Source organism: Enterobacter sp. B79-1, from assembly GCF_057444735.1.
The window spans coordinates 620,240-640,383 of record NZ_JBYAZJ010000001.1; the positions used below are offsets into that span (position 1 = coordinate 620,240).

Below are 20,144 nucleotides of genomic sequence, written 5' to 3' on the forward strand. Positions count from 1 at the left end.
ACAAATGTTGCCTTAACGGCGCGCCTGAGAGCGTGCTATGTTAATACAACACAAAAAGCGTTGAGGAACAGTGAGATGATTATTTTAGTTACCGGGGCGACAGCGGGTTTTGGTGAAAGCATCACGCGTCGCTTCGTCGCCAACGGACACAAGGTGATTGCGACCGGTCGCCGTCAGGAGCGCCTGCAGGAGCTGAAAGAGGCGTTAGGTGACAGCATCCTGACCGCGCAGCTGGACGTGCGTAACCGCGCGGCTATTGAAGAGATGATTGCTAATCTGCCAGCAGAATGGCGCGCCATCGACGTGCTGGTTAACAATGCCGGTCTGGCGCTGGGCATGGAGCCTGCCCACAAAGCCAGCGTTGAAGACTGGGAAAACATGATCGACACCAACAACAAAGGGTTGGTGTATATGACCCGCGCCGTGCTGCCGGGTATGGTCGAGCGCAACCGCGGTCACATCATCAACATCGGCTCGACTGCCGGGAGCTGGCCTTACGCGGGCGGCAACGTCTATGGCGCAACGAAAGCGTTTGTGCGTCAGTTCAGCCTTAACCTGCGCACCGACCTGCACGGCACCGCCATTCGCGTCACCGATATCGAGCCAGGCCTGGTGGGTGGGACCGAGTTCTCGAACGTGCGTTTTAAAGGTGATGACGCGAAAGCGGACAAAACCTACGAAAACGCCAATGCCCTGACGCCAGAAGACATTACTGAAACAGTCTGGTGGGTGGCGACGCTGCCAAAACACGTCAACATCAACACCGTTGAGATGATGCCAGTCAGCCAGAGCTTTGCCGGACTTAGCGTCCATAGAGGCTAATTACGCCCTTCCCGGCCTGCGGGCCGGGTATGTGATGGCAGGCAAAAGAATGGTAGTATGTTCAGGTTAACTCTCTGAGAAATCACAACCCATGGCCGCTGAATCACAACTCAATCCTACCCAGCCCGTTAACCAGCAAATCTATCGTATTTTACGACGCGATATCGTCCACTGCCTGATCCCGCCGGGAACGCCGCTCTCTGAAAAAGAGGTCTCGGTGCGTTTTGACGTTTCCCGTCAGCCGGTGCGCGAGGCGTTTATCAAACTTGCTGAAAATGGCCTGATTCAGATCCGCCCCCAGCGCGGCAGCTATGTAAATAAGATTTCCCTTTCGCAAGTCCGTAATGGCTGTTTCGTCCGCCAGGCCATTGAGTGCGCAGTGGCACGTCGCGCCGCAGCGCTTATCGATGACAACCAGTGCTACCTGCTGGAGCAAAACCTGCATCAGCAGCGGATTGCGATTGACCGTAAGCAGCTCAACGACTTCTTCCAGCTTGATGACGAATTCCACCAGAAACTGGCGCAAATTGCGGATTGTCAGCTGGCGTGGGATACCATCGAAAACATCAAAGCCACCATCGACCGCGTGCGCTACATGAGCCTTGACCATGTTTCCCCGCCGGAAATGCTGCTCCGCCAACACTATGATATTTTCAGCGCGCTGGAAAAACGCGACGCGGACGGCGTGGAAAACGCGATGACGCTGCATCTGCAGGAAATTAGCGAATCGGTCCAGCTAATCCGCCAGGAAAATAGCGAGTGGTTTAGCGAGGAGTAATATTCGCCGCCACCTTTCGGGTGCGGCGATGTGATTAGCGAACGACTAATACCGGAATCGTGGCGTAGCGCAGAATAGATTCCGCATTTGACCCCAGCAGATGGGTGGTGATGCTCGGGTTTTTCGACCCGATGACAATAACGTCATACTCCCCTTCTTTGCTGAGCTTGATAATTTCATCACGCACGTTGCCAAAGCATACTTTGCAGTGAATATCATTCGGCGAAATATCGAAGAGCCGCTTTAACGCCGTCATTTTTTTCTCAGACTCCGCGGTCATATACTCTTCAAACTTCTTGATGTCTGCGTTAAACCCGCGCAGCAGCGAGCGGCTGCTGTTAGGCAGAATGTTGACCAGGGTAATCGACGCGCCTTCGGCTTTTGCCAGGTTGGCCGCGTGGCGTACCGCTTTATCGCTCAAGTCCATTTCAAACACGTCTACAGGCATCAATATTTTCTTGTACATAAGCCTGACTCCTTATTCCGATGAAAGGATTATTTCCTGACTCAAGAGTGCCATTGGCAATATAAACAAACCCTCAACGCTTGCAGGGTGAAATTATCCATTAAGGAAAATAATTGTCGGCTTTGTAAATTACTGTCCGGAACCGTCAGCGGGCTGCACTGAGGATAAAAAAAGTGTGACCTTGATCAAAAGCAAATAATTTAGGCGGCGAGAGGCGTATTAATAATGCCCGTGAACGGCGGAAGGTAAAATAGCGCCGTAGCGAAGAGTAAGAGAGGAGAAAATACCATGATGACATACGACCGTAACCGTAACGCCATAACCACCGGCAGCCGGGTCATGATTAGCGGCACCGGCCGCACCGGCGTGATTAAAGCGATTCACAGCGAGGGACTGGACGCCGCGCAGGTGCGCCGCAGCAAAACGGTTGAAGTGGAAGGAAGTGAAGGTAGGTACGAACCGATCGAACTGATTCGTCTGGGAATGCACTAAGCGTGCAGGTTCATGCCGCCGCGAGCGGCGGCATGAAATAAATTACGGTTGTACCGCGTACTGGGCCACTGTGGCTTTCGCCCCCTTCTGCAGCAGCGTCTGATAGGCCTCCATCACCGCATTCACAAACACGGCATCCTGCGGCAGTTCGTTTCCAAAAATGGCTTCAATGCCCAACAGCGCCTTAACGCGACGTTGCCCCTCTGCGCTTCCCTTTACTGCCGCCTGAATCACCGCCAGCTGCGGGTCGCTCACCTCAATGGCATTACCCTGCTCGTCCACACCGCCGACATAACGCATCCAGCCAGCCACGCCCAGCGCCAGCAGCGGGAAAGGCTTCTGGTGCACCCGATGCCAGCGCACGGAATCCAGCATACGCTGCGGGAGCTTCTGGCTGCCGTCCATCGCGATCTGCCAGGTGCGGTGACGCAGTGCCGGGTTGTTGTAGCGCGCAATCAGCAGGTCAGCATAGTGGCCTAAATCAACGCCTTTCACTTTCAGCGTGGGAGCCTGCTCTTTTAGCATCAGCGCGTGCGCGGCTACACGGTAGTTTTCATCTTCCATGCAGTCGTTGATGTGCTGATACCCTGCCAGATAGCCGAGATAGGCCAGGAAAGAGTGGCTGCCGTTGAGCATACGCAGCTTCATCTCTTCGAACGGGATGACATCTGCAACCAGCTCGGCACCTGCTTTTTCCCACTGCGGACGGCCAGCAACAAAGTTGTCTTCGATAACCCACTGGCGGAACGGCTCGCAGGCCACGCCCGCCGGATCGCGCACGCCGGTCAACTGCTCGATTTTATCCAACGTATCGGCGGTGACTGCAGGCACAATGCGATCCACCATCGTTGACGGGAAGGTGACGTTGGCTTCTATCCAGTCCGCCAGTTCACCGTCTACGGCGCGCGCGTAGGCGCAGGTTACGTTACGCATGACGTGACCATTCTCCGGCATGTTGTCGCAGGACATTACGCTGAAAGCAGGCAGACCTGCCGATTTACGACGCGCCAGCGCTTCAACCACGACGCCAGGGGCAGATTTCGGCTGAAGCGGGTTTTCCAGGTCGGCGGCGATTAACGGATGATCGAGCATCAGTTGTCCGGTTGCCGGGGAGTGGCAGTAGCCTTTCTCGGTGATGGTCAGTGAGACAATGGCGACCTGAGGTTCACACATCGCCGCCAGCACGGCTTCCAGCCCGTCAACCTGCGCGTGCAGTGCTTTTTTGACCACGCCGACGACGCGTGAAGTCCATGCATCGGCAGACATCTCCGCGACGGTGTAGAGGTTATCCTGCGCATTGAGATCGGCAATTTGCTGTTCGCCACCAATCAGATTCACTTCGCAGTATCCCCAGTCGCTGCCGTGTTCAGCCGCAAGAATATCGGTATAAACTGCCTGATGCGCACGGTGAAATGCGCCAAATCCTAAATGAACAATGCGCGCCTTAAGGCTGCCGCGATCGTACTGAGGCAGCGTCGCTTTCGCCTGTAATAACCGGTTTTCCATGATTGAGACTCGTTAATTAATGAAAGCTGCGATCCGCTGCCGCTCTCCTTCCGAAGCGGCAGCGCCTGCTGACTACACCAACTAGAATGGCAGTTGGGGTAAAAAAATAACTGCCATCAACCATACTGATACTTCAATTTCAGATATTGATTTATATTAACTTTTGTCCATGTGGTGTGACATGATCGAAAAGTTATGTGACAAGTCACTCAGGATATAAACCATTAACGTCGTGACGAGAGTGCGCCATAGCCAACTGATTCGCGCCGGGGCGCTTCCGCCGCATCTTCTGCCGCACTCAAGTCACGGTCACGCACTTCCGGCATCAGAATTGCCGAGACCAGCCCAATCACGGAATAGGCCACCAGCATGGCGACAATCGGCCACCAGGATCCGGTCATGTTGCAGAAGATCCCCGCCAGTACCGGACCAAAGCCCACCGCCACCAGCCCCCCTGCCTCTTTTGAAATAGCCATGCGGGTAAAGCGATTACGAGAGCCAAACATCTCCGCCATGGTGATGTTTTCCAGCGCAAACAGCCCCAGTACCGAAATGTTATGAATGACGATAATGGAAAGCATGATTGTCCCCGGCGCGTAGCTCTTATCGACGATAATCGACAGCATGGGGTAAGCCAAAAGAATGGCGGAGGTGTTAACAATGATGTACGGCAGCCGACGCCCTACCTTGTCAGACATCCAGCCCAGTAGAGGAATGGTGATGAACCCGAGGACAGAGCTAATCATCAGTGCATCGGTGGGAATTGCCTTATCGAACAGCAGCGTCTGTACCAGATAGCCTGCCAGGAACGTCTGAATCAGACCCGAGTTACCCGCCTGTCCGAAGCGCAGCCCGGTTGCCAGCCAGAAGGATTTGCTTTTGAACATCGCACCCAGGGAGGTTTCCTGGGCAGCCACCGGCGCGACAGTTTCTGCGTCGTTCACTTTCTCAAAGACCGGGCTCTCTTTCAGGTTCATTCGCAGCCAGATGGCAAAGATCATCACCACGACGCTGGCGAGGAAGGGTACGCGCCAGCCCCAGGCGACAAGTTCTTCACGGTCGAGGGCAAAGAACATAACAGCCCAGATGGCCGTTGCGCTCAGCGTCCCGCAGTTGGTCCCCATCGCCACCAGCGAGGAGATAATGCCGCGTTTCCCCTTCGGGGCGTATTCCGCGAGCATCGTGCCAGCGCCAGATATCTCCGCGCCAGCGCCCAGCCCCTGAATAATGCGCAGCGTCACCAGCAGCACCGGCGCGAAAATCCCAATCTGCGCGTAGGTCGGCAGCACGCCAATCAGCGTGGTGCAGATCCCCATCATGGTGATGGTAATGAACAGCACTTTTTTACGGCCAATGCTGTCACCCATTCTGCCGAAGATGAAAGCCCCGACGATACGCGCGATATAGCCCGCGCCGTAGGTCCCCATCGCCAGAATTAGCGCCATCGCGGCAGACTGTTCCGGGAAGAAGATTTCGTGGAATACCAGGGCGGCACCCAGCGAATAAAGCTGGAAATCCATAAATTCCAGCGCGGTGCCCAGCCAGCCGGAAACGGCGGCTTTCACCAGGTCGGAGGTGGTTCGTTGAGGTTGTGCTTGCGTCATAATGGCTATCTCTAAAAGGTAAGATGCGTACCACATAGAGCCTGTCTGCGCAGGCTCTTAACCGCGTGCTTAATTATTGACCGAACGTGAGCAAGACTTTGCAGCACTGCCGCTGGTCTTTTTCAAACAGTTCGATGGCGTCTGTTACGTGGTGATAGTCAAAGGTATGGGTGATCAGTTTTTCCGGGTCGATCAGCCCCTTTTCCAGCCAGTCAATCACGACCGGGAATTTGTTGGCGTTGAGGCGCGAAGAGAAGATCGCCAGTTCTTTGCCGGTGATGCCCTGCTGCACAACCTGGCTCGGCTCGCTGGAGAAGCCCATCAGCACGATGCGCGCCGCCGGGGAGGCCAGGGTTATTGCTTCCTGTAAAATCGTTGGATGACAGGCGGCATCAATGATTAACGTCGGTTTGATGCCCTTTGCGTCCAGCGCGGCCTGCAGCGACTGCTCGCCGTTATTCAACACCCAGTCCGCGCCGCTGCGCTGGGCCATTTCCAGGCGTTCGTCTATACGGTCAACCACGATTACCTGCTTCACCTTATAGACGCCTTTCAGCGCCTGCACGGTGACCAGCCCCATCGGGCCTGCGCCGTAAATCAGCGCAACATCCTGTTCGGTGGGTTTCGCCTGCCCCGTCACGTTGGCGGCAATGGTGAAGGGCTCAACCATGACGGCGTGTTTATCCGGGATCGCATCCGGGATGGGCCAGGCATTTTTAGCGGGCACAGCCGCATATTCGCTGAAGCCGCCGTCGCGGTGGACGCCCAGTACCACCAGTGAGGTGCAGACGTTCGGTTTCCCGACGGAACACGGGTAGCAGTGTCCGCAGTTGATCACCGGATCAACCGAGACGCGCTGGCCCAGTCGCGCGCTGTCGACGCCCTCGCCCACGGCGTCAATCACGCCGAAGAACTCGTGGCCGATCACGCGCGGATACTTCGCAAACGGATTATGTCCACGGTAGATGTGACTGTCTGAACCGCAAATCCCTGCCAGCATGATTTTGACGCGGACTTCTCCTGCGCCTGGCTCCGGGCGTGGACGCTCTTCAATCACCAGCTGGTTCGGCTGTTGAATCACTACGCTTTTCATCGTTCGTTCCTCGGTTACCAGTTCCACAGCGTGCCGTCTTCAAGACGGGCCACCGGCAGATAGGCCGGGTCATAGGGGTATTTCGCGGCCAGTTTTTCATCAAACTCAATGCCAAGCCCCGGTTTGTCGCCCGGATGCATGTAGCCATTATCAAAGCGCCAGCTGTGTGGGAAGACGTCCAGCATCTGTTCGGAGTAGCCCATGTATTCCTGCACGCCGAAATTCGGCACCCACAGGTCGAAATGCAGCGCGGCGGCGTGACATATTGGCGACAGATCGGACGGTCCGTGCGAGCCGGTGCGCACCTGGTAGAGCGAGGCGAAGTCTGCAATGCGGCGCATCCCGGTGATCCCGCCCGCGTGAGTGATGGTGGTGCGGATATAGTCGATAAGCTGCTCTTCAATCAGCTGCTTGCAGTCCCAGATGCTGTTGAATACCTCACCCACCGCAATTGGCGTGACGGTATGCTGGCGGATCAGGCGAAAGCATTCCTGATTTTCCGCAGGCGTTGGGTCTTCCATCCAGAACATGCGGAACTCTTCAATGCTCTTGCCGAAGCGCGCCGCTTCGATTGGCGTCAGGCGATGGTGCATGTCGTGCAGGAGATGTTCGTTGAAACCGAATTGACTGCGCACCGCGTCGAACAGCTTTGGTGTGAAATCGAGATATTTCTCAGTGGACCAGAGCTGCTCTTCTGGCCAGTCGCCTTTGGTGGCAGGCTCGTAGGCAAGGCCTTTCCCTTTGGACATGCCGTAAGTGGTTTTCATGCCCGGCACGCCGCACTGCACGCGGATCGCCTTAAAGCCCATCTCTTTATGACGGGCGTAATCTTCCAGCACGTCGTCAATGGTGTGCCCGGTGGTGTGGCAGTAGACCATTACCCCTTCACGGGATGCGCCGCCCAGCAGCTGATAGAGCGGCATGTTGGCCGCTTTCGCTTTGATATCCCAGAGCGCCATATCAACGGCGGAGATGGCCGACATGGTGACCGGGCCGCGACGCCAGTAAGCCCCTTTATAGAAAAACTGCCAGATGTCTTCGATGCGGTGGGCATCACGGCCAATCAGCTGGGGACAAAGGTGATCTTTCAAATAGGACGCGACAGAGAGTTCGCGTCCGTTCAGGGTGGCGTCGCCAAGACCCACGATCCCCTCATCAGTGGTGATTTTGAGGGTGACAAAGTTACGCCCTGGGCAGGTGACAAAGACTTCAGCCCCGACAATCTTCATAATTCCTTTCCTTACATCGCATGTTGTGATGCAGGAAATTTACGCAATTACGCAACTACCATACAAGTATATTGATCATAATATCAGCGAGAGATCACAAAATCAGGGCGCTCAGGTGCGCCCCCATCCCGCCACGATGATCAGCATCCCGCAGAGCGCAACCAGGGCACCGGCCCAGTCGTAGACGCTGAGTTTGACCCCATCCACGACGCGTAGCCACAGCAGCGCAGTACAGACATAGACACCGCCGTACGCGGCGTAGACGCGTCCGCTCGCGGCCGGATGCAGCGTTAACAGCCAGACGAACAGCGCCAGCGCAACAGCCGCGGGGATGAGCAGCAACACGGATGCCCCCTTCTTCAGCCAAAGCCAGGGCAAAAAGCAGCCGATGATTTCACAGAGCGCGGTGGCAAAAAAAAGCAGCGTGGTTTTGAACATAATTCTCTTCTGGTGAGGATTGATTTAACCATCTTACCCGATGATAACCGCGGGTATGACGCTATCTCGCTTTGGTGTAGAATCTGAACAGGGTAACGTGATTATCTGCCCCCATTAAAAAGGAAACGCTATGACTACATTAAGCAAACGCCTTTGTCTGACCGCCGCGCTGGCGCTGTCAACGCTCGCTTTCACCGCGACGGCGACCGCCGAAACCAGCAAGCTGATTATTGAATCCGGCGATAGCGCACAAAGCCGTCAGAACGCGGCGATGGACAAAGAACAATGGAATGACACTCGCAGCCTTCGTCAGAAGGTCAACACGCGTGCCGAGAAAGAGTGGGACAAAGAAGATGTCGCTTTCGACGCGCGTGATAAGTGCCAGCAAAGCGCCAACGTCAACGCCTACTGGGAGCCAAACACCTTGCGCTGCCTGGATCGCCGCACTGGCCGCACGGTTGCACCCTAATGCCTGCACAGTATGACATTAAGCTTCGTCCGCTGGAGCGTGAAGATCTCCGTTTCGTCCACCAGCTCGACAACAATGCTAGCGTGATGCGCTACTGGTTCGAAGAGCCTTACGAGGCCTTCGTCGAGCTGTCGGATCTTTACGATAAGCACATTCACGATCAGAGCGAACGCCGTTTTGTGGTGGAGTGTGAAGGTGAAAAAGCCGGTCTGGTCGAGCTGGTGGAGATCAACCACGTTCACCGCCGGGCGGAGTTTCAGATCATCATTTCGCCTGAGCACCAGGGGAAAGGTCTTGCCTCGCGGGCGGCAAAGCTGGCGATGGATTACGGATTCAACGTCCTGAACCTCTATAAGCTTTATCTCATCGTGGATAAAGAGAACGAGAAAGCGATCCATATCTACCGCAAGCTGGGCTTTATGGTGGAAGGTGAACTGATTCACGAGTTCTTTATCAACGGCGAATACCGCAACACCATCCGCATGTGCATCTTCCAGCACCAGCACCTGGCCGGACACAAGCCGTCAGGCGCCAGCCTGCTGAAACCTACCGCGCAATGAGAGTGACGCTCCCCCATTGAGCTCTCTTTCTTGCCGGGTGGCGCTGCGCTTACCCGGCCTACATGGTGCAAGAATATCAATATGTTGCACGCTTCATTGTAGGCCCGTGCAAGCGTAGCGCCGCCGGGCGAAACGCACAAAATGCACTTTACTCTCAGTAATATTCAATCGTGTTTTTAATGGTGTACTTGCGCTCAACGGCCGGTTTGACGCTATCATCCGTGATCGTCAGATCGCAACTCACCGGATTATTATGTCTATCGTAGTCGCAGTTCTGCTTCACATTCCCGAGCGGCTTGTCATTCAACAAACTCACGGCCGAGAAATCCATCCTTTTGCGCAGATCCTTCGACGGTGTCGACTGTACGGATAAGTGCTGGTCCCCGGAGACGGTGGTTTTGCCCAGCGGATAGCCATCCGCATCGTAGCGGTACTTCACTTCCATCTCCTTGCCGTGCGCCGCGACGACGAATCCATTATCGTCGGTCTCCCACGTCACCCCGGCTGAGGGTAATTCCGCCAGCTGACATTTCCCCTGCAGCTTCACCTTCTGCTGTTGGGTTTCGGCATCCAGGTAGTAATTTGCATCCAGCACCAGCGCCACGCCGGTGTTGTTCTCAAGGTCGTGCAGTTCCAGCGTATCAAAGCACCCTTCTGTCGACAGGGTACCGGTCACGCGCTTGGACACTTCCCCCTTGTCGTTAAATAGGGTCTGGGTAAAGTCTTTCACCGGACCGCGCAGCGGGTCGAAATCGAATTCATTAGAAAAGCTCGCCATCTCAGGCGTATACGACAGCGGCGCGGAGTTGTTGTCGCACCCCACCAGTGTTGCTGCCAGTAGCGTTATCGCTGCGTATTTCTTCACATTTATTACCGTTTCAGAGAGATTATTCCCAATCATATTAGCAAATACAGATGTTTACACGAACCCTGCTAAAATTAATCTCTACACAGAGAAAGGAGCTACAGATGAAACGGTTACCCTGGATTACCGCCCTGCTGTTAATGAGTGCGTCAACCGCCGCGCTGGCGGCACCGGATTCCTGCGAGCGCGTGAAAAGCGACATTCAGCAGAAGATCGTCAACAACGGCGTGCCTGAGTCTGGCTTTACGCTGAACATCGTGCCAAACGATCAGGCAGATCAGCCGGATGCGCAGGTGGTTGGGCATTGTGCCAACGACACCTTTAAAATTTTATACACCCGCACAGGAAGTGGCGCTGCCTCTGGCAGCCAGGACAATGCACCGAGTGAACCTCAGTAACTTCCCGCTCAATGTCCATTGATTTGATAAGGATTAACATTTAGTACCTCAAAATAAGTAACACTCACCCCATCATTAGCCCGGTTGTAATCACGGGTAAAAATAATACGTAATCTCAATGTTGGGGTGAGCCATGTCTGAGGTCGATCATCACGGCGGTATAAGCCGCCGAACGCTTGTTAAATCTACAGCGATGGGTTCGCTGGCGCTTGCCGCGGGTGGACTATCATTACCGTTTGGTTTGAAAACTGCCGCTGCTGCAGTGCAAAACGCCGTGCAGCCTGCGGAAGATAAAGTGGTGTGGGGAGCCTGTTCGGTCAACTGCGGCAGCCGCTGCGCACTGCGCCTGCACGTTCGCGACGATGAGGTCTACTGGGTCGAAACGGACAACACCGGCGAGGATATTTACGGTAATCATCAGGTGCGTGCCTGCCTGCGCGGACGTTCTATTCGCCGTCGTATCAATCACCCCGATCGTCTGAACTACCCGATGAAACGCGTGGGCAAACGCGGCGAAGGCAAGTTTGAGCGCATCACATGGGACGAAGCGCTGAACGCCATCACCGCCAGCCTGAAAGACGTGGTCGACAAATACGGCAACGAAGCGGTTTACATTAACTACTCCTCCGGCATTGTCGGCGGCAATATCACCCGCTCCTCCCCTTACGCTTCGCTGGTGGCGCGCCTGATGAACTGCTACGGCGGTTTCCTGAGCCACTACGGCACCTACAGCACGGCGCAAATTGCCTGCGCGATGCCTTACACCTACGGCAGCAATGACGGGAACAGCACCTCTGACATTGAAAACACCAAACTGGTGGTGATGTTCGGCAATAATCCGGCGGAAACGCGCATGAGCGGCGGCGGGATTACCTATTATCTGGAGCAGGCTCGCGAGCGCTCCAACGCGCGCATGATCGTCATCGACCCGCGCTATACCGACACCGCCGCCGGACGTGAAGACGAGTGGATCCCTATTCGTCCAGGTACCGATGCCGCCCTGGTTGCGGGCATCGCGTGGGTACTCATTGACGAAAACCTGGTGGACCAGCCGTTCCTGGATAAATACTGCGTCGGCTATGACGAAAAAACGCTGCCGGAAGGCGCTCCCGCTAACGGTCACTACAAAGCCTATATTCTCGGCCAGGGTGATGACCACACGGCGAAAACCCCTGAGTGGGCCTCACGCATCACCGGCATTCCAGCGGATCGCATCGTTAAGCTTGCTCGCGAAATCGGCTCCGCAAAACCGGCGTATATCTGTCAGGGCTGGGGACCACAGCGGCAGGCGAACGGCGAGCTTACGTCCCGCGCCATCGCGATGCTGCCAATCCTCACCGGAAACGTGGGGATTAACGGCGGTAACAGCGGCGCGCGTGAGTCGACCTACACCATCACCATCGAACGTATGCCGCTCCCGGACAACCCGGTCAAAACGCAAATCTCCTGCTTCAGCTGGACGGACGCCATCGCCCGCGGGCCGGAGATGACCGCCCTGCGCGACGGCGTGCGCGGTAAGGATAAGCTGGACGTGCCGATTAAGTTCATCTGGAACTACGCGGGCAACACCATTATTAACCAGCACTCTGATATCAATAAAACTCACGAGATCCTGCAGGACGAAAGCAAGTGCGAAATGATTGTCGTCATCGACAACTTCATGACCTCGTCAGCGAAGTACGCCGATATCGTGTTGCCGGACCTGATGACCGTCGAGCAGGAAGACATTATTCCTAACGATTATGCAGGCAACATGGGCTACCTGATTTTCCTCCAGCCCGTGACCGCGCCGAAGTTTGAGCGTAAGCCTATCTACTGGATCATGAGCGAAGTGGCAAAACGCCTCGGGCCGGACATCCATCAGAAATTCACCGAAGGACGCACGCAGGAACAGTGGCTGCAGTTCCTGTATGCCAAAATGCTCGAAAAAGATCCTAAGCTTCCATCCTATGACGAGCTGAAAAAAATGGGCATTTATAAGCGCAAGGATCCGAACGGACACTTTGTGGCCTATAAAAAATTCCGCGAGAACCCGGAGGCCAATCCGCTGAAAACGCCATCGGGCAAGATTGAAATCTACTCCAGCAAGCTGGCGGACATTGCCGCCACCTGGGAGCTGGAAAAGGATGAGACCATCAGCCCCCTTCCCGTCTACGCATCGACCTTTGACGGATGGGATGCCCCCGAGCGCGCGCAGTTCCCGCTGCAGCTGTTTGGCTTCCACTTCAAAGCCCGTACCCACTCGAGCTACGGCAACGTCGATGTGCTGAAAGCGGCCAGCCGCCAGGAGGTCTGGCTTAATCCTGTCGATGCCGAAAAACGCGGCATCAAGAACGGCGATACGGTGCGCGTTTTTAATCGTCGCGGCGAGGTGCGAATTGAAGCGAAAGTGACGCCACGCATCATGCCCGGCGTGAGCGCCATGGGCCAGGGAGCGTGGCACGATGCCGATATGAGTGGCGATCGTATCGACCACGGTTCGTGCATCAACACGCTGACCACGCACCGCCCGTCACCGTTGGCAAAAGGCAACCCTCAGCACACCAATCTGGTGCAGATCGAGAAGGTGTAGAAGGTGTAGAGGGTGAAACGCGAGACCGTGGGTTATTCTATGGTCAGTATTATCGGTTAACACAGTCGCGCGGACATCTTCCGCGCGAGAAAGGAAGGTTGTAATGAGAGATGTCTCACCACGTGAATCGTTCGCGTTTAGTGCCCGGGTATTGGGCGCACTGTTTTATTTTTCTCCCGACAGCGAGCAGGCTGAGCCGCTGGTACGGGCCCTCACCGCGGGCGACTGGGTTCAGGACTGGCCCCTGCCATCGGAAATGCTGCAGCCCGTTGCCGATACCTTTGCCTCCTCTTCCGATGAGACGCTGACGGACGCGTGGCAACGGCTGTTTATTGGCCCTTATGCCCTGCCCGCACCGCCGTGGGGTTCCGTCTGGCTTGACCGCGAATCCGTGCTGTTTGGCGACTCGACGCTCGCGCTGCGCCAGTGGATGCGTGAGAATAATATTGCTTTTGAGATGCAGCAAAATGAACCGGAAGATCATTTCGGCACTTTGCTGCTGCTGGCAGCGTGGCTGGCCGAGAATGGCCGCGAAGCGGAGTGCGATCGGCTTCTGGCATGGCACCTGCTGCCGTGGAGCACCCGCTTCCTGTCGGTGTTTGTCGACAACGCCGGGCATCCGTTTTATACCGCGCTGGGTCAGCTCGCGCAGCTGACGCTCGCAGACTGGCGTTCTGCGTTACTTATTCCGGTTGCGGAAAAGACGCGCTATCGCTAAGGGGTGCGGCTTGCTCGCGGGTGGCGAGCAAGCCTTCTTTTTAGCCCATACGACCGAAACTATCTTTTTGCCACGATCCGCATTTCCACCAGGGCATTTTCCGGAATGAACTCTGATACACCGATGGCAGACCATGCCGGGTATGGTGCCTTGACATACTCATCCTTCACTTTAGAAAAAACAGCGATATGTTTCTTGAGATCAATATGAAAAGTGGTCATCTCCAGAATGTTTTCATAGCCTAAGCCAGCAGCGTTCAGATACACACCCAGCTTATAGAAGGCATCATGAAACTGTTCTTCCGGCTCCTTGCTTATAGGTTTGTCCCTGCGCGCTGCGGTCACTCCTGAGAGATAGACTGTGCCATCGGCTTCGATGACGGGGGAAAAGTGCCAGTCATCGAAGTAATGCTGGAATGCGTCAGGAACTATTGATTTTTTCATGATGATGTCTCTTTTAACACGTTGATTTATGCTCAGGAAAACGTCCCCACGAAGCATACCTGATAAGCCGGACGCTGAGTCCTGCGCCTATGGCAAGGCATACCGCCATTGTCAGAAGGGAGACGATAAAGGCGTGCGTAATAGTGGCTTCACTTTTTCCAGCGTCTAACATGCTGTAAAAAATGCCGCCGATGATGGCAACGCTCAGCGCGGTGCTGATTTGCAGAGTCGAGCTGGTCACGCCAGCGATCGTGCCTGAGAACGCGGGCGCCACGCGGCCTGTCACCATGCGCACCAGCGTCGGCATCGCCAGCCCCTGTCCAAGACCGGTAACAAAAAGCAGTGCCGCGAGCGGCAACATGGCTGGCGGGCGCCCTGTCAGCGTGTGGGCAACCAGCCACGCAAGGCCTGCCAGCCCCACCGTCTCGCAGCCCATCCCGATGGCGCTTAAGTAATTTCCGACAAAACGCCTCAGGTACGGCGTCAGCAACGGTCCGATCAGAAAGCCGATGCCAAAGGGCAGAAAAATCAGTCCCGCCGTCAGGGCGTTTATATGCAACGCATCCTGGAGATAAACAGAAAATAACAGAAAGAAGGCACCAATCGAATAAAACAGCAAAACGACTGTGAGCCCCCGCCCCAGCCCTGGCGCGCGCAGCACGGAAGGATCGAGCAGCGGTGAACCACCGCTCTGGCTAAGATGCCGCTCATAACGCCACAGCAGCCTGGCCAGCAGAGGCACAGCAAGAAATGACAGCCACGTCCACCAGGGCCATCCCGCCTCGCGGCCTTCAATTAACGGCACAATCAGCGCACTCAGCGTGACGGTTGCCAGCAGCATTCCGACGGGATCCAGACGCTGTGCAGATTGCGCACGCGTCTCTTTTAGCAGCGGCAGTCCAAAAAGAATGACCAGCATCGCCACCGGCAGGTTAACCAGAAAAATAACCCGCCATCCCAGATGAAACAGATCCGCTGAAAGCAGGGCTCCGCCCAATACCTGTCCTATAACGGAAGCCAGACCAAACACCGCGCCATAGATACTCAGCGCGAGCGGTTTTTCCGCCTCCGGAAAAATAGCCTGAACGGAAGCCAGCGCCTGCGGAGCCATAATCGCGGCCGTGGCGCCCTGTAATATGCGTCCGGTTATCAGAACCCACGGTGACCAGGCTAAACCGCACAACAGCGATGCCGCAGCAAAACCGACGAGCCCCAGAAAAAACATCTTCCCGCGCCCGTAAATATCCCCCAGCCGTCCGCCGGTGATTAACGTTACCGAGTAAACGGCGGCATAAGACGAAATGACGAGCTGCTCAGCAGAGGACGTGGCGCTCAGCTCGCCCTGAATTGCAGGCAGTGCCACATTGACAATAAAAAAATCGAGCGGAGGCAAAAATGCGCCAACCAGCAGGATAATAAACATTGCCCAGCGACGGGGCTCGGCTTGCGTGAGGGTATGTGTCGACATAGAACACTCCATAGATAACGGTTCCCTGCCCCGTTAAGAGACATTATTGTGGATTGTGGGCTGCCGCCGCGTGGCTTAGCTCAACGCATGCCGCCAGAGGCCAGAATCACCTCGCCGGTCACCCAGGCCGCGTCGTCTGAGGCGAGAAATGAAACAATCGGGGCCACATCCTGCACCTGGCCGATGCGGCCAAGCGGCGTCTGGCTTTCATTCCATGTCTGGAAATCCGAGTTCATCGCGCCCGCGCTATGACTCCCTTCCGTTTCGATAAGGCCGGGATTGACCGCGTTGACGCGAATGCCGCGCGGGCCGAGTTCGCGTGAGAGTACGCCGGTAATGGCGTCAATCGCGCCCTTGGTGCCGCTGTAGATGGTACTCTCAGGAATAAAGACCCGGGTGACGAATGAGCTGATATTGATGATGCTGCTGCCTTTTGTCAGATGCGGTGCAGCCGCCCCAGCCACCAGCAACGGGCCCAGCACGTTGATATCAAACTGCCTGCGAAACAGCGCCTCGGTGCTCTCTTCAATCCTCGCGAAGGCATAAACGCCTGCATTGTTCACCACAATGTCCAGCCGCCCGTAATGGCTTACAGCCGCGTTGATCAGCGCCTCAACCTCGGTCTGGCAGGTGATGTCCGCCGCAACCGCCATGGCCTTTCCACCCGCGGCTTCAATATCGGCAACGACCTTATCCGCATCGCTTCTGCTTGAGGCGTAATTAACAATGACCTTCGCGCCGTCAGCCGCCAGCTGACGAGCAATGCCAGCTCCGATACCTTTGGAGCCACCGGTGACGATGGCAACTTTGTCTTTTAATTTGTTCATGTCTTCAGCTTCCTGATTAGCCGCCCGTGGCGGTGTGGTTGAGAAGATCATATTGATATCGACAAAGTTGTTTTAGAACTGCCACTTTTGTATATTCAATGTTCATTTTTGTACGGTGTGAGACTGACATGGAATGGGGTGATGTCCGGGTATTTCTTGCAGTTATGCGTAAGCGCTCTTTCGGCGAAGCGGCCCGAAGCCTTGGCGTGAGCCATCCTACGGTGGGTCGTCGGATAAAGGCGCTTGAGGATGAGGCTCAGCAAGCCCTCTTTCGCCGGACCAAGGAGGGCCTCGTCCTGACCGACGCGGGCGACAGGGTTCTGAAGCTGGCAGAAGCGGTGGAAAACTCCGCGCTGGCGATGGAACGACGCCTGGCAGGTAATCACGACCGTCTTGAAGGCCTCTTACGGATATCGTCAGCAGAGTGGTTTGCTAACTATGTTCTGGCACCTGTCCTGAGCGAGCTGACGCGTCGTCATCCGGCGATTGTCCCTGAACTTATCGCGAGCTACCGCTTACTCAATCTGTCGCGACGTGATGCCGACATTGCGTTTCGCATCGTGCCCTTTACCGAACCCGATATTGTCCAGCGCCGCCTGATGCGCATCCCCTATGCGCTTTACGGGACGCCAGACATCGCCGATATCGCCCGACACGACCCGGCCGCAGTGGGGCTGATTCTGATGAATACGGCCCAATCCCACTTTTCTGACGTGGCCTGGCTGCTGGACAGGTTCCCACATTCCCCGCGCGTCTTCACCAGCACCAGCCGGGCCGTGCAGGCGCAGATGTGCAGTCGGGGGATGGGCATCGCCGTGTTACCGCGTCCATTGGGTGATGCCATCACCGGGTTGCAGGCCATCAGCATGCCGGAGCCACCGCCGTCCAAAGATATCTGGGTAGGGTATCACTCCGATCTCCGGCATATGGATCGCCTTCGGGTCATGATGGATATCGCCGATACGATGCTTGCCGACCCCGCCACGGCGACAGCGTGAGCCTAGGGTTTACGGTGACCAGTCATACTGCTGAAGACGCCGTCACGCAGTACGAAAGCGTGAAGCAGCGCAGCGGCAAGGTGAAGCATTATCATCGCGAATAACGCCAGAGCAACCCAGGTATGAAGTGGCCGCAGTATCGCATACCGATCATTACTGATGTCCACGATCGGCGGCAGAACGATGCCGTTACCCAGCGTGACGGGATACCCTGCTGCTGAGAGCATTGCCCAGCCTATCAGCGGCTGGGCCACCATCATCAGATAGAGCATCCAATGTGAGAGATGGGCCATACCGCGCTGCCAGGCCGGAATGGACGCTGGCAACGCGGGCTTGGCCGTCGTGAATCGCAGCCATAATCGCACGATGACCAGAAGCAATATCATCACCCCGAGAGGCTTGTGGATCGACACCAGCAGGCTGTGCGCGGAGGAGACGGTCGAAACCATCGCAACACCGATAAACAACATCATGAGAATGGCTGCGGCCATCAGCCAGTGCAGGACGCGCAGAGCCGGATGAAAATAGACGGCCTGTTTCATAACGTCTCTCCCTTCTGTTGCGCCTGTTCATGGGTGCGCAGGTTATAGGATTTGGCATAAGCCGATGAGCGTGCGTTAAGTATCGGGTCAGAGGACGGAGCCATACCGTCGGGTAAAATCAGCGGGTCATAGTTGATGTCATTACAGGGTCCCTGCTGTTGAGGGATAGCCTTGTTTAAGACTAACGTTCCGGCATTAATCGTTTTCCTGTCGGCAGGCCATGCCCTGGTGGCGTCGTCGCCTTTATCACCTGCCTGAGCAAGCGTGAACACTAAATCCCATTTCAGCGCGCCCTGTTCCAGACGATGCTGAAGATCCTGTTGCAGGAAATCGCTGTTCTGTTTATCGGCGTCGCTTATGGGAGTAAATCCGGCATGAGGCACCATGCTCCAGCGTACAAGTTGTTCATGGCCTGCCTTATCAATCAGGCGAAAAGCATTCAGGCTGTTAAAGCGATCGCTGGCCCAGCTTGAGGAGGGTGTGTATTGCTTTGCCCACGCAAAAAACGGTTTTATTTCCGGATGGTTCATGACAAAGGAACGTAATTTTTCCGGGTTAGGTTTTCCGGTTGCGGCATCTGGCAGGGTGGCCGTCTGGAGTTCATAGAAACTCTCAACGGAACTGACGGGGAAAAATGGCATGGCGTTCATACCGGTGCGCCACTGCTCACCATTCGTCTGCTGAAAGGAGAGCGCCATACTCCGAACGGGCACGGCATAATCCGGTGCAGCCGGGTTCCCGCCCGCAATGGCAAAACGTCCTGTGACAGCGGTTTCACCTTTGCTGAACAGGGAGGCACGTGAAAGCACACTGGCATTCCCGTTTGAGATAAACGAGCCCAGCACACACATGCCTTTAGCATGATTACGGCGATAGCCTTTATGTACTCCACCCGACTGCTGTAATACATCAACGAGCTTATCCGACGTCAGACGTTGAGGCGTCAGCCAACCGCCAGTCCAGAGGAATAATAAAAAAAGGATCAGGGGAATAATTCCGACCAGCGCCAGACGTACAACCGTTTGTCTGTTTAAATGTACTTTACTGTTCATATTGTTAACTCATTCTGCTCACGATATGTCAAAACGAAACGTGCAGGGGGTGATGACGCGTCGTGCCTGAAATCAGCATGACCGTTTCGCTTCTCTTTTTTGTCGGAATGTTAACGTCAGGGCTGACAGGCAAAAATAGACGGCACCAAACGCAGCATACCCCGCGATATTTGCTATTGACGGTGGCTCAGGCGTCCGGGCCTGATAGATAAAAAACGCGCCTGCAAGTGCAGACTGTGCGCCACTTAATATCATGCTCCATTGCGCACCATAATGTTTCCAGCGCTGTGTTGCCGCGCCCAGCTGCAGCAGACCGGATAATATCGCCCAGCAGCCGAATACCCGAATGACATCATTTATATTGCTTTTAAGAGCCAACACGACAGCCAGCGTTGTTATAACGCTAACGATAATATTAACGGTCTGCATCCGGTTGCGGCCAAACCCCCCGCTTTTTCTTGCATCAATATAATTCGCCATTGCATCCCATGCGGGGTAAAGAATGAGCAAAATCGATGCGCCAACAGGCGAAGACAGGCCAGCGGTGAACACGGCAATAACCCATAAAACAGAGAAAGCCGTCCGGATAAAATAATACTGTTGTAGCCAGTTCTGCTGATTCCCGTGGTGGATAGTGTCGGACATATAGACCTCTTAACCTGGCATATTTAACAAACGAAGCAGCGTAGCATGCCTCACCCGATAACAAACCTACTAGTAGGTAGATAAAAGATCAATATGTTTTACGCTAACCGTTACAAAAGGATCGTCAAGGCGCGGGAAAGTGAAAGACGTGTTGAAAAC

Annotated in this window: 22 protein-coding genes; 9 read left to right on the forward strand and 13 right to left on the reverse strand. The window is 55.4% G+C overall.

The features are described 5' to 3' along the window. The first annotated feature begins 75 nt into the window (after positions 1-75). Complete coding sequence (ydfG, locus tag AC2T6E_RS02935) at positions 76-822, forward strand: bifunctional NADP-dependent 3-hydroxy acid dehydrogenase/3-hydroxypropionate dehydrogenase YdfG (RefSeq protein ID WP_010430687.1); 747 nt, start codon at positions 76-78, stop codon at positions 820-822. A 91-nt stretch (positions 823-913) separates the two neighbouring features. Further along, complete coding sequence (locus AC2T6E_RS02940; RefSeq protein ID WP_109080899.1) at positions 914-1,600, forward strand: GntR family transcriptional regulator; 687 nt, start codon at positions 914-916, stop codon at positions 1,598-1,600. 34 nt (positions 1,601-1,634) lie between these two features. Here the strand turns inward: AC2T6E_RS02940 and AC2T6E_RS02945 are convergent, their stop codons facing one another. Continuing rightward, the gene (locus tag AC2T6E_RS02945; protein WP_010430681.1) at positions 1,635-2,066 is read right to left on the reverse strand and encodes a universal stress protein; all 432 of its coding nucleotides are present in this window, start codon (positions 2,064-2,066) and stop codon (positions 1,635-1,637) included. A gap of 288 nt (positions 2,067-2,354) precedes the next feature. Between AC2T6E_RS02945 and ydfZ the strand changes: the two genes are divergently transcribed. After that, positions 2,355-2,558: a putative selenium delivery protein YdfZ gene (gene ydfZ / locus AC2T6E_RS02950; RefSeq protein ID WP_010430680.1), complete on the forward strand. Its 204-nt coding sequence runs from the start codon at positions 2,355-2,357 to the stop codon at positions 2,556-2,558. Between the two features lie 42 nt (positions 2,559-2,600). Here the strand turns inward: ydfZ and AC2T6E_RS02955 are convergent, their stop codons facing one another. The 5 genes from AC2T6E_RS02955 to AC2T6E_RS02975 form a co-directional block, all read right to left on the reverse strand. Beyond that, positions 2,601-4,064: a mannitol dehydrogenase family protein gene (locus AC2T6E_RS02955; protein ID WP_486690498.1), complete on the reverse strand. Its 1,464-nt coding sequence runs from the start codon at positions 4,062-4,064 to the stop codon at positions 2,601-2,603. Positions 4,065-4,288: 224 nt separating this feature from the next. Next, positions 4,289-5,668, reverse strand: coding sequence for an MFS transporter (locus AC2T6E_RS02960; protein WP_486690500.1), 1,380 nt, complete (start codon positions 5,666-5,668; stop codon positions 4,289-4,291). Positions 5,669-5,741: 73 nt separating this feature from the next. After that, the gene (locus tag AC2T6E_RS02965; protein WP_486690502.1) at positions 5,742-6,761 is read right to left on the reverse strand and encodes a Zn-dependent oxidoreductase; all 1,020 of its coding nucleotides are present in this window, start codon (positions 6,759-6,761) and stop codon (positions 5,742-5,744) included. 14 nt (positions 6,762-6,775) lie between these two features. Further along, positions 6,776-7,990: a D-mannonate dehydratase ManD gene (gene manD, locus AC2T6E_RS02970; protein WP_089598768.1), complete on the reverse strand. Its 1,215-nt coding sequence runs from the start codon at positions 7,988-7,990 to the stop codon at positions 6,776-6,778. Between the two features lie 111 nt (positions 7,991-8,101). Next, on the reverse strand, positions 8,102-8,428 hold the full coding sequence (locus AC2T6E_RS02975; protein WP_010430670.1) for a YnfA family protein: 327 nt from the start codon (positions 8,426-8,428) through the stop codon (positions 8,102-8,104). Positions 8,429-8,558: 130 nt separating this feature from the next. Here AC2T6E_RS02975 and AC2T6E_RS02980 point away from each other — a divergent pair, with 130 nt between their 5' ends. Both AC2T6E_RS02980 and speG read left to right on the forward strand, forming a co-directional pair. Next, a complete protein-coding gene (locus tag AC2T6E_RS02980; RefSeq protein ID WP_042714686.1) occupies positions 8,559-8,897 on the forward strand; it encodes a DUF1283 family protein in 339 nt (112 codons plus the stop codon). Further along, positions 8,897-9,457, forward strand: a complete 561-nt coding sequence (gene speG / locus AC2T6E_RS02985; protein WP_120158751.1) for a spermidine N1-acetyltransferase — start codon at positions 8,897-8,899, stop codon at positions 9,455-9,457. The genes AC2T6E_RS02980 and speG overlap by 1 nt, the downstream gene beginning before the upstream one ends. 154 nt (positions 9,458-9,611) lie before the next feature. Here the strand turns inward: speG and AC2T6E_RS02990 are convergent, their stop codons facing one another. Continuing rightward, on the reverse strand, positions 9,612-10,322 hold the full coding sequence (locus AC2T6E_RS02990) for a YnfC family lipoprotein (RefSeq protein WP_126817432.1): 711 nt from the start codon (positions 10,320-10,322) through the stop codon (positions 9,612-9,614). A 104-nt stretch (positions 10,323-10,426) separates the two neighbouring features. On the opposite strand from AC2T6E_RS02990, the gene AC2T6E_RS02995 reads away from it, so the two are divergent. The 3 genes from AC2T6E_RS02995 to dmsD all read left to right on the forward strand — a co-directional run bounded on the left by AC2T6E_RS02995 (position 10,427) and on the right by dmsD (position 14,010). After that, entirely contained in the window at positions 10,427-10,720 is a 294-nt protein-coding gene (locus tag AC2T6E_RS02995) for a DUF1161 domain-containing protein (RefSeq protein WP_100166774.1), read from the forward strand. 133 nt (positions 10,721-10,853) lie between these two features. After that, entirely contained in the window at positions 10,854-13,292 is a 2,439-nt protein-coding gene (gene ynfE / locus AC2T6E_RS03000; protein ID WP_486690507.1) for a selenate/tellurate reductase subunit YnfE, read from the forward strand. Positions 13,293-13,395: 103 nt separating this feature from the next. Beyond that, positions 13,396-14,010, forward strand: a complete 615-nt coding sequence (gene dmsD, locus AC2T6E_RS03005) for a Tat proofreading chaperone DmsD (protein ID WP_486690509.1) — start codon at positions 13,396-13,398, stop codon at positions 14,008-14,010. 59 nt (positions 14,011-14,069) lie between these two features. Here the strand turns inward: dmsD and AC2T6E_RS03010 are convergent, their stop codons facing one another. The 3 genes from AC2T6E_RS03010 to AC2T6E_RS03020 form a co-directional block, all read right to left on the reverse strand. Next, positions 14,070-14,453 carry a Rid family hydrolase gene (locus AC2T6E_RS03010; protein WP_010430656.1) on the reverse strand — a complete coding sequence of 128 codons (384 nt, stop codon included), beginning with the start codon at positions 14,451-14,453 and terminating at the stop codon, positions 14,070-14,072. Positions 14,454-14,466: 13 nt separating this feature from the next. After that, positions 14,467-15,921 (reverse strand): MFS transporter, encoded by a 1,455-nt coding sequence (locus AC2T6E_RS03015; RefSeq protein WP_126817437.1) that lies wholly within the window; start codon positions 15,919-15,921, stop codon positions 14,467-14,469. Between the two features lie 80 nt (positions 15,922-16,001). Then, positions 16,002-16,748, reverse strand: coding sequence for a glucose 1-dehydrogenase (locus AC2T6E_RS03020; protein WP_486690512.1), 747 nt, complete (start codon positions 16,746-16,748; stop codon positions 16,002-16,004). A 128-nt stretch (positions 16,749-16,876) separates the two neighbouring features. On the opposite strand from AC2T6E_RS03020, the gene AC2T6E_RS03025 reads away from it, so the two are divergent. Continuing rightward, positions 16,877-17,746, forward strand: coding sequence for a LysR family transcriptional regulator (locus AC2T6E_RS03025; protein ID WP_042714671.1), 870 nt, complete (start codon positions 16,877-16,879; stop codon positions 17,744-17,746). A 2-nt stretch (positions 17,747-17,748) separates the two neighbouring features. Here the strand turns inward: AC2T6E_RS03025 and AC2T6E_RS03030 are convergent, their stop codons facing one another. From AC2T6E_RS03030 to AC2T6E_RS03040, 3 genes are all read right to left on the reverse strand, one after another. Beyond that, positions 17,749-18,288, reverse strand: coding sequence for a cytochrome b (locus AC2T6E_RS03030; protein ID WP_120158756.1), 540 nt, complete (start codon positions 18,286-18,288; stop codon positions 17,749-17,751). Next, positions 18,285-19,340, reverse strand: a complete 1,056-nt coding sequence (locus AC2T6E_RS03035) for a catalase family peroxidase (protein WP_214594064.1) — start codon at positions 19,338-19,340, stop codon at positions 18,285-18,287. Before AC2T6E_RS03035 ends, AC2T6E_RS03030 begins: the two co-directional genes overlap by 4 nt. A gap of 72 nt (positions 19,341-19,412) precedes the next feature. Next, positions 19,413-19,985 carry a hypothetical protein gene (locus AC2T6E_RS03040; protein ID WP_108416934.1) on the reverse strand — a complete coding sequence of 191 codons (573 nt, stop codon included), beginning with the start codon at positions 19,983-19,985 and terminating at the stop codon, positions 19,413-19,415. Positions 19,986-20,144 lie beyond the last annotated feature (159 nt).

Coding starts and splice junctions, on each gene's coding strand:
- ydfG (WP_010430687.1), top strand. CDS start 76: ATGATTATTTTAGTTACCGGGGCGACAGCGGGTTTTGGTGAAAGCATC.
- AC2T6E_RS02940 (WP_109080899.1), top strand. CDS start 914: ATGGCCGCTGAATCACAACTCAATCCTACCCAGCCCGTTAACCAGCAA.
- AC2T6E_RS02945 (WP_010430681.1), bottom strand. CDS start 2,066: ATGTACAAGAAAATATTGATGCCTGTAGACGTGTTTGAAATGGACTTG.
- ydfZ (WP_010430680.1), top strand. CDS start 2,355: ATGATGACATACGACCGTAACCGTAACGCCATAACCACCGGCAGCCGG.
- AC2T6E_RS02955 (WP_486690498.1), bottom strand. CDS start 4,064: ATGGAAAACCGGTTATTACAGGCGAAAGCGACGCTGCCTCAGTACGAT.
- AC2T6E_RS02960 (WP_486690500.1), bottom strand. CDS start 5,668: ATGACGCAAGCACAACCTCAACGAACCACCTCCGACCTGGTGAAAGCC.
- AC2T6E_RS02965 (WP_486690502.1), bottom strand. CDS start 6,761: ATGAAAAGCGTAGTGATTCAACAGCCGAACCAGCTGGTGATTGAAGAG.
- manD (WP_089598768.1), bottom strand. CDS start 7,990: ATGAAGATTGTCGGGGCTGAAGTCTTTGTCACCTGCCCAGGGCGTAAC.
- AC2T6E_RS02975 (WP_010430670.1), bottom strand. CDS start 8,428: ATGTTCAAAACCACGCTGCTTTTTTTTGCCACCGCGCTCTGTGAAATC.
- AC2T6E_RS02980 (WP_042714686.1), top strand. CDS start 8,559: ATGACTACATTAAGCAAACGCCTTTGTCTGACCGCCGCGCTGGCGCTG.
- speG (WP_120158751.1), top strand. CDS start 8,897: ATGCCTGCACAGTATGACATTAAGCTTCGTCCGCTGGAGCGTGAAGAT.
- AC2T6E_RS02995 (WP_100166774.1), top strand. CDS start 10,427: ATGAAACGGTTACCCTGGATTACCGCCCTGCTGTTAATGAGTGCGTCA.
- ynfE (WP_486690507.1), top strand. CDS start 10,854: ATGTCTGAGGTCGATCATCACGGCGGTATAAGCCGCCGAACGCTTGTT.
- dmsD (WP_486690509.1), top strand. CDS start 13,396: ATGAGAGATGTCTCACCACGTGAATCGTTCGCGTTTAGTGCCCGGGTA.
- AC2T6E_RS03010 (WP_010430656.1), bottom strand. CDS start 14,453: ATGAAAAAATCAATAGTTCCTGACGCATTCCAGCATTACTTCGATGAC.
- AC2T6E_RS03015 (WP_126817437.1), bottom strand. CDS start 15,921: ATGTCGACACATACCCTCACGCAAGCCGAGCCCCGTCGCTGGGCAATG.
- AC2T6E_RS03020 (WP_486690512.1), bottom strand. CDS start 16,748: ATGAACAAATTAAAAGACAAAGTTGCCATCGTCACCGGTGGCTCCAAA.
- AC2T6E_RS03025 (WP_042714671.1), top strand. CDS start 16,877: ATGGAATGGGGTGATGTCCGGGTATTTCTTGCAGTTATGCGTAAGCGC.
- AC2T6E_RS03030 (WP_120158756.1), bottom strand. CDS start 18,288: ATGAAACAGGCCGTCTATTTTCATCCGGCTCTGCGCGTCCTGCACTGG.
- AC2T6E_RS03035 (WP_214594064.1), bottom strand. CDS start 19,340: ATGAACAGTAAAGTACATTTAAACAGACAAACGGTTGTACGTCTGGCG.
- AC2T6E_RS03040 (WP_108416934.1), bottom strand. CDS start 19,985: ATGTCCGACACTATCCACCACGGGAATCAGCAGAACTGGCTACAACAG.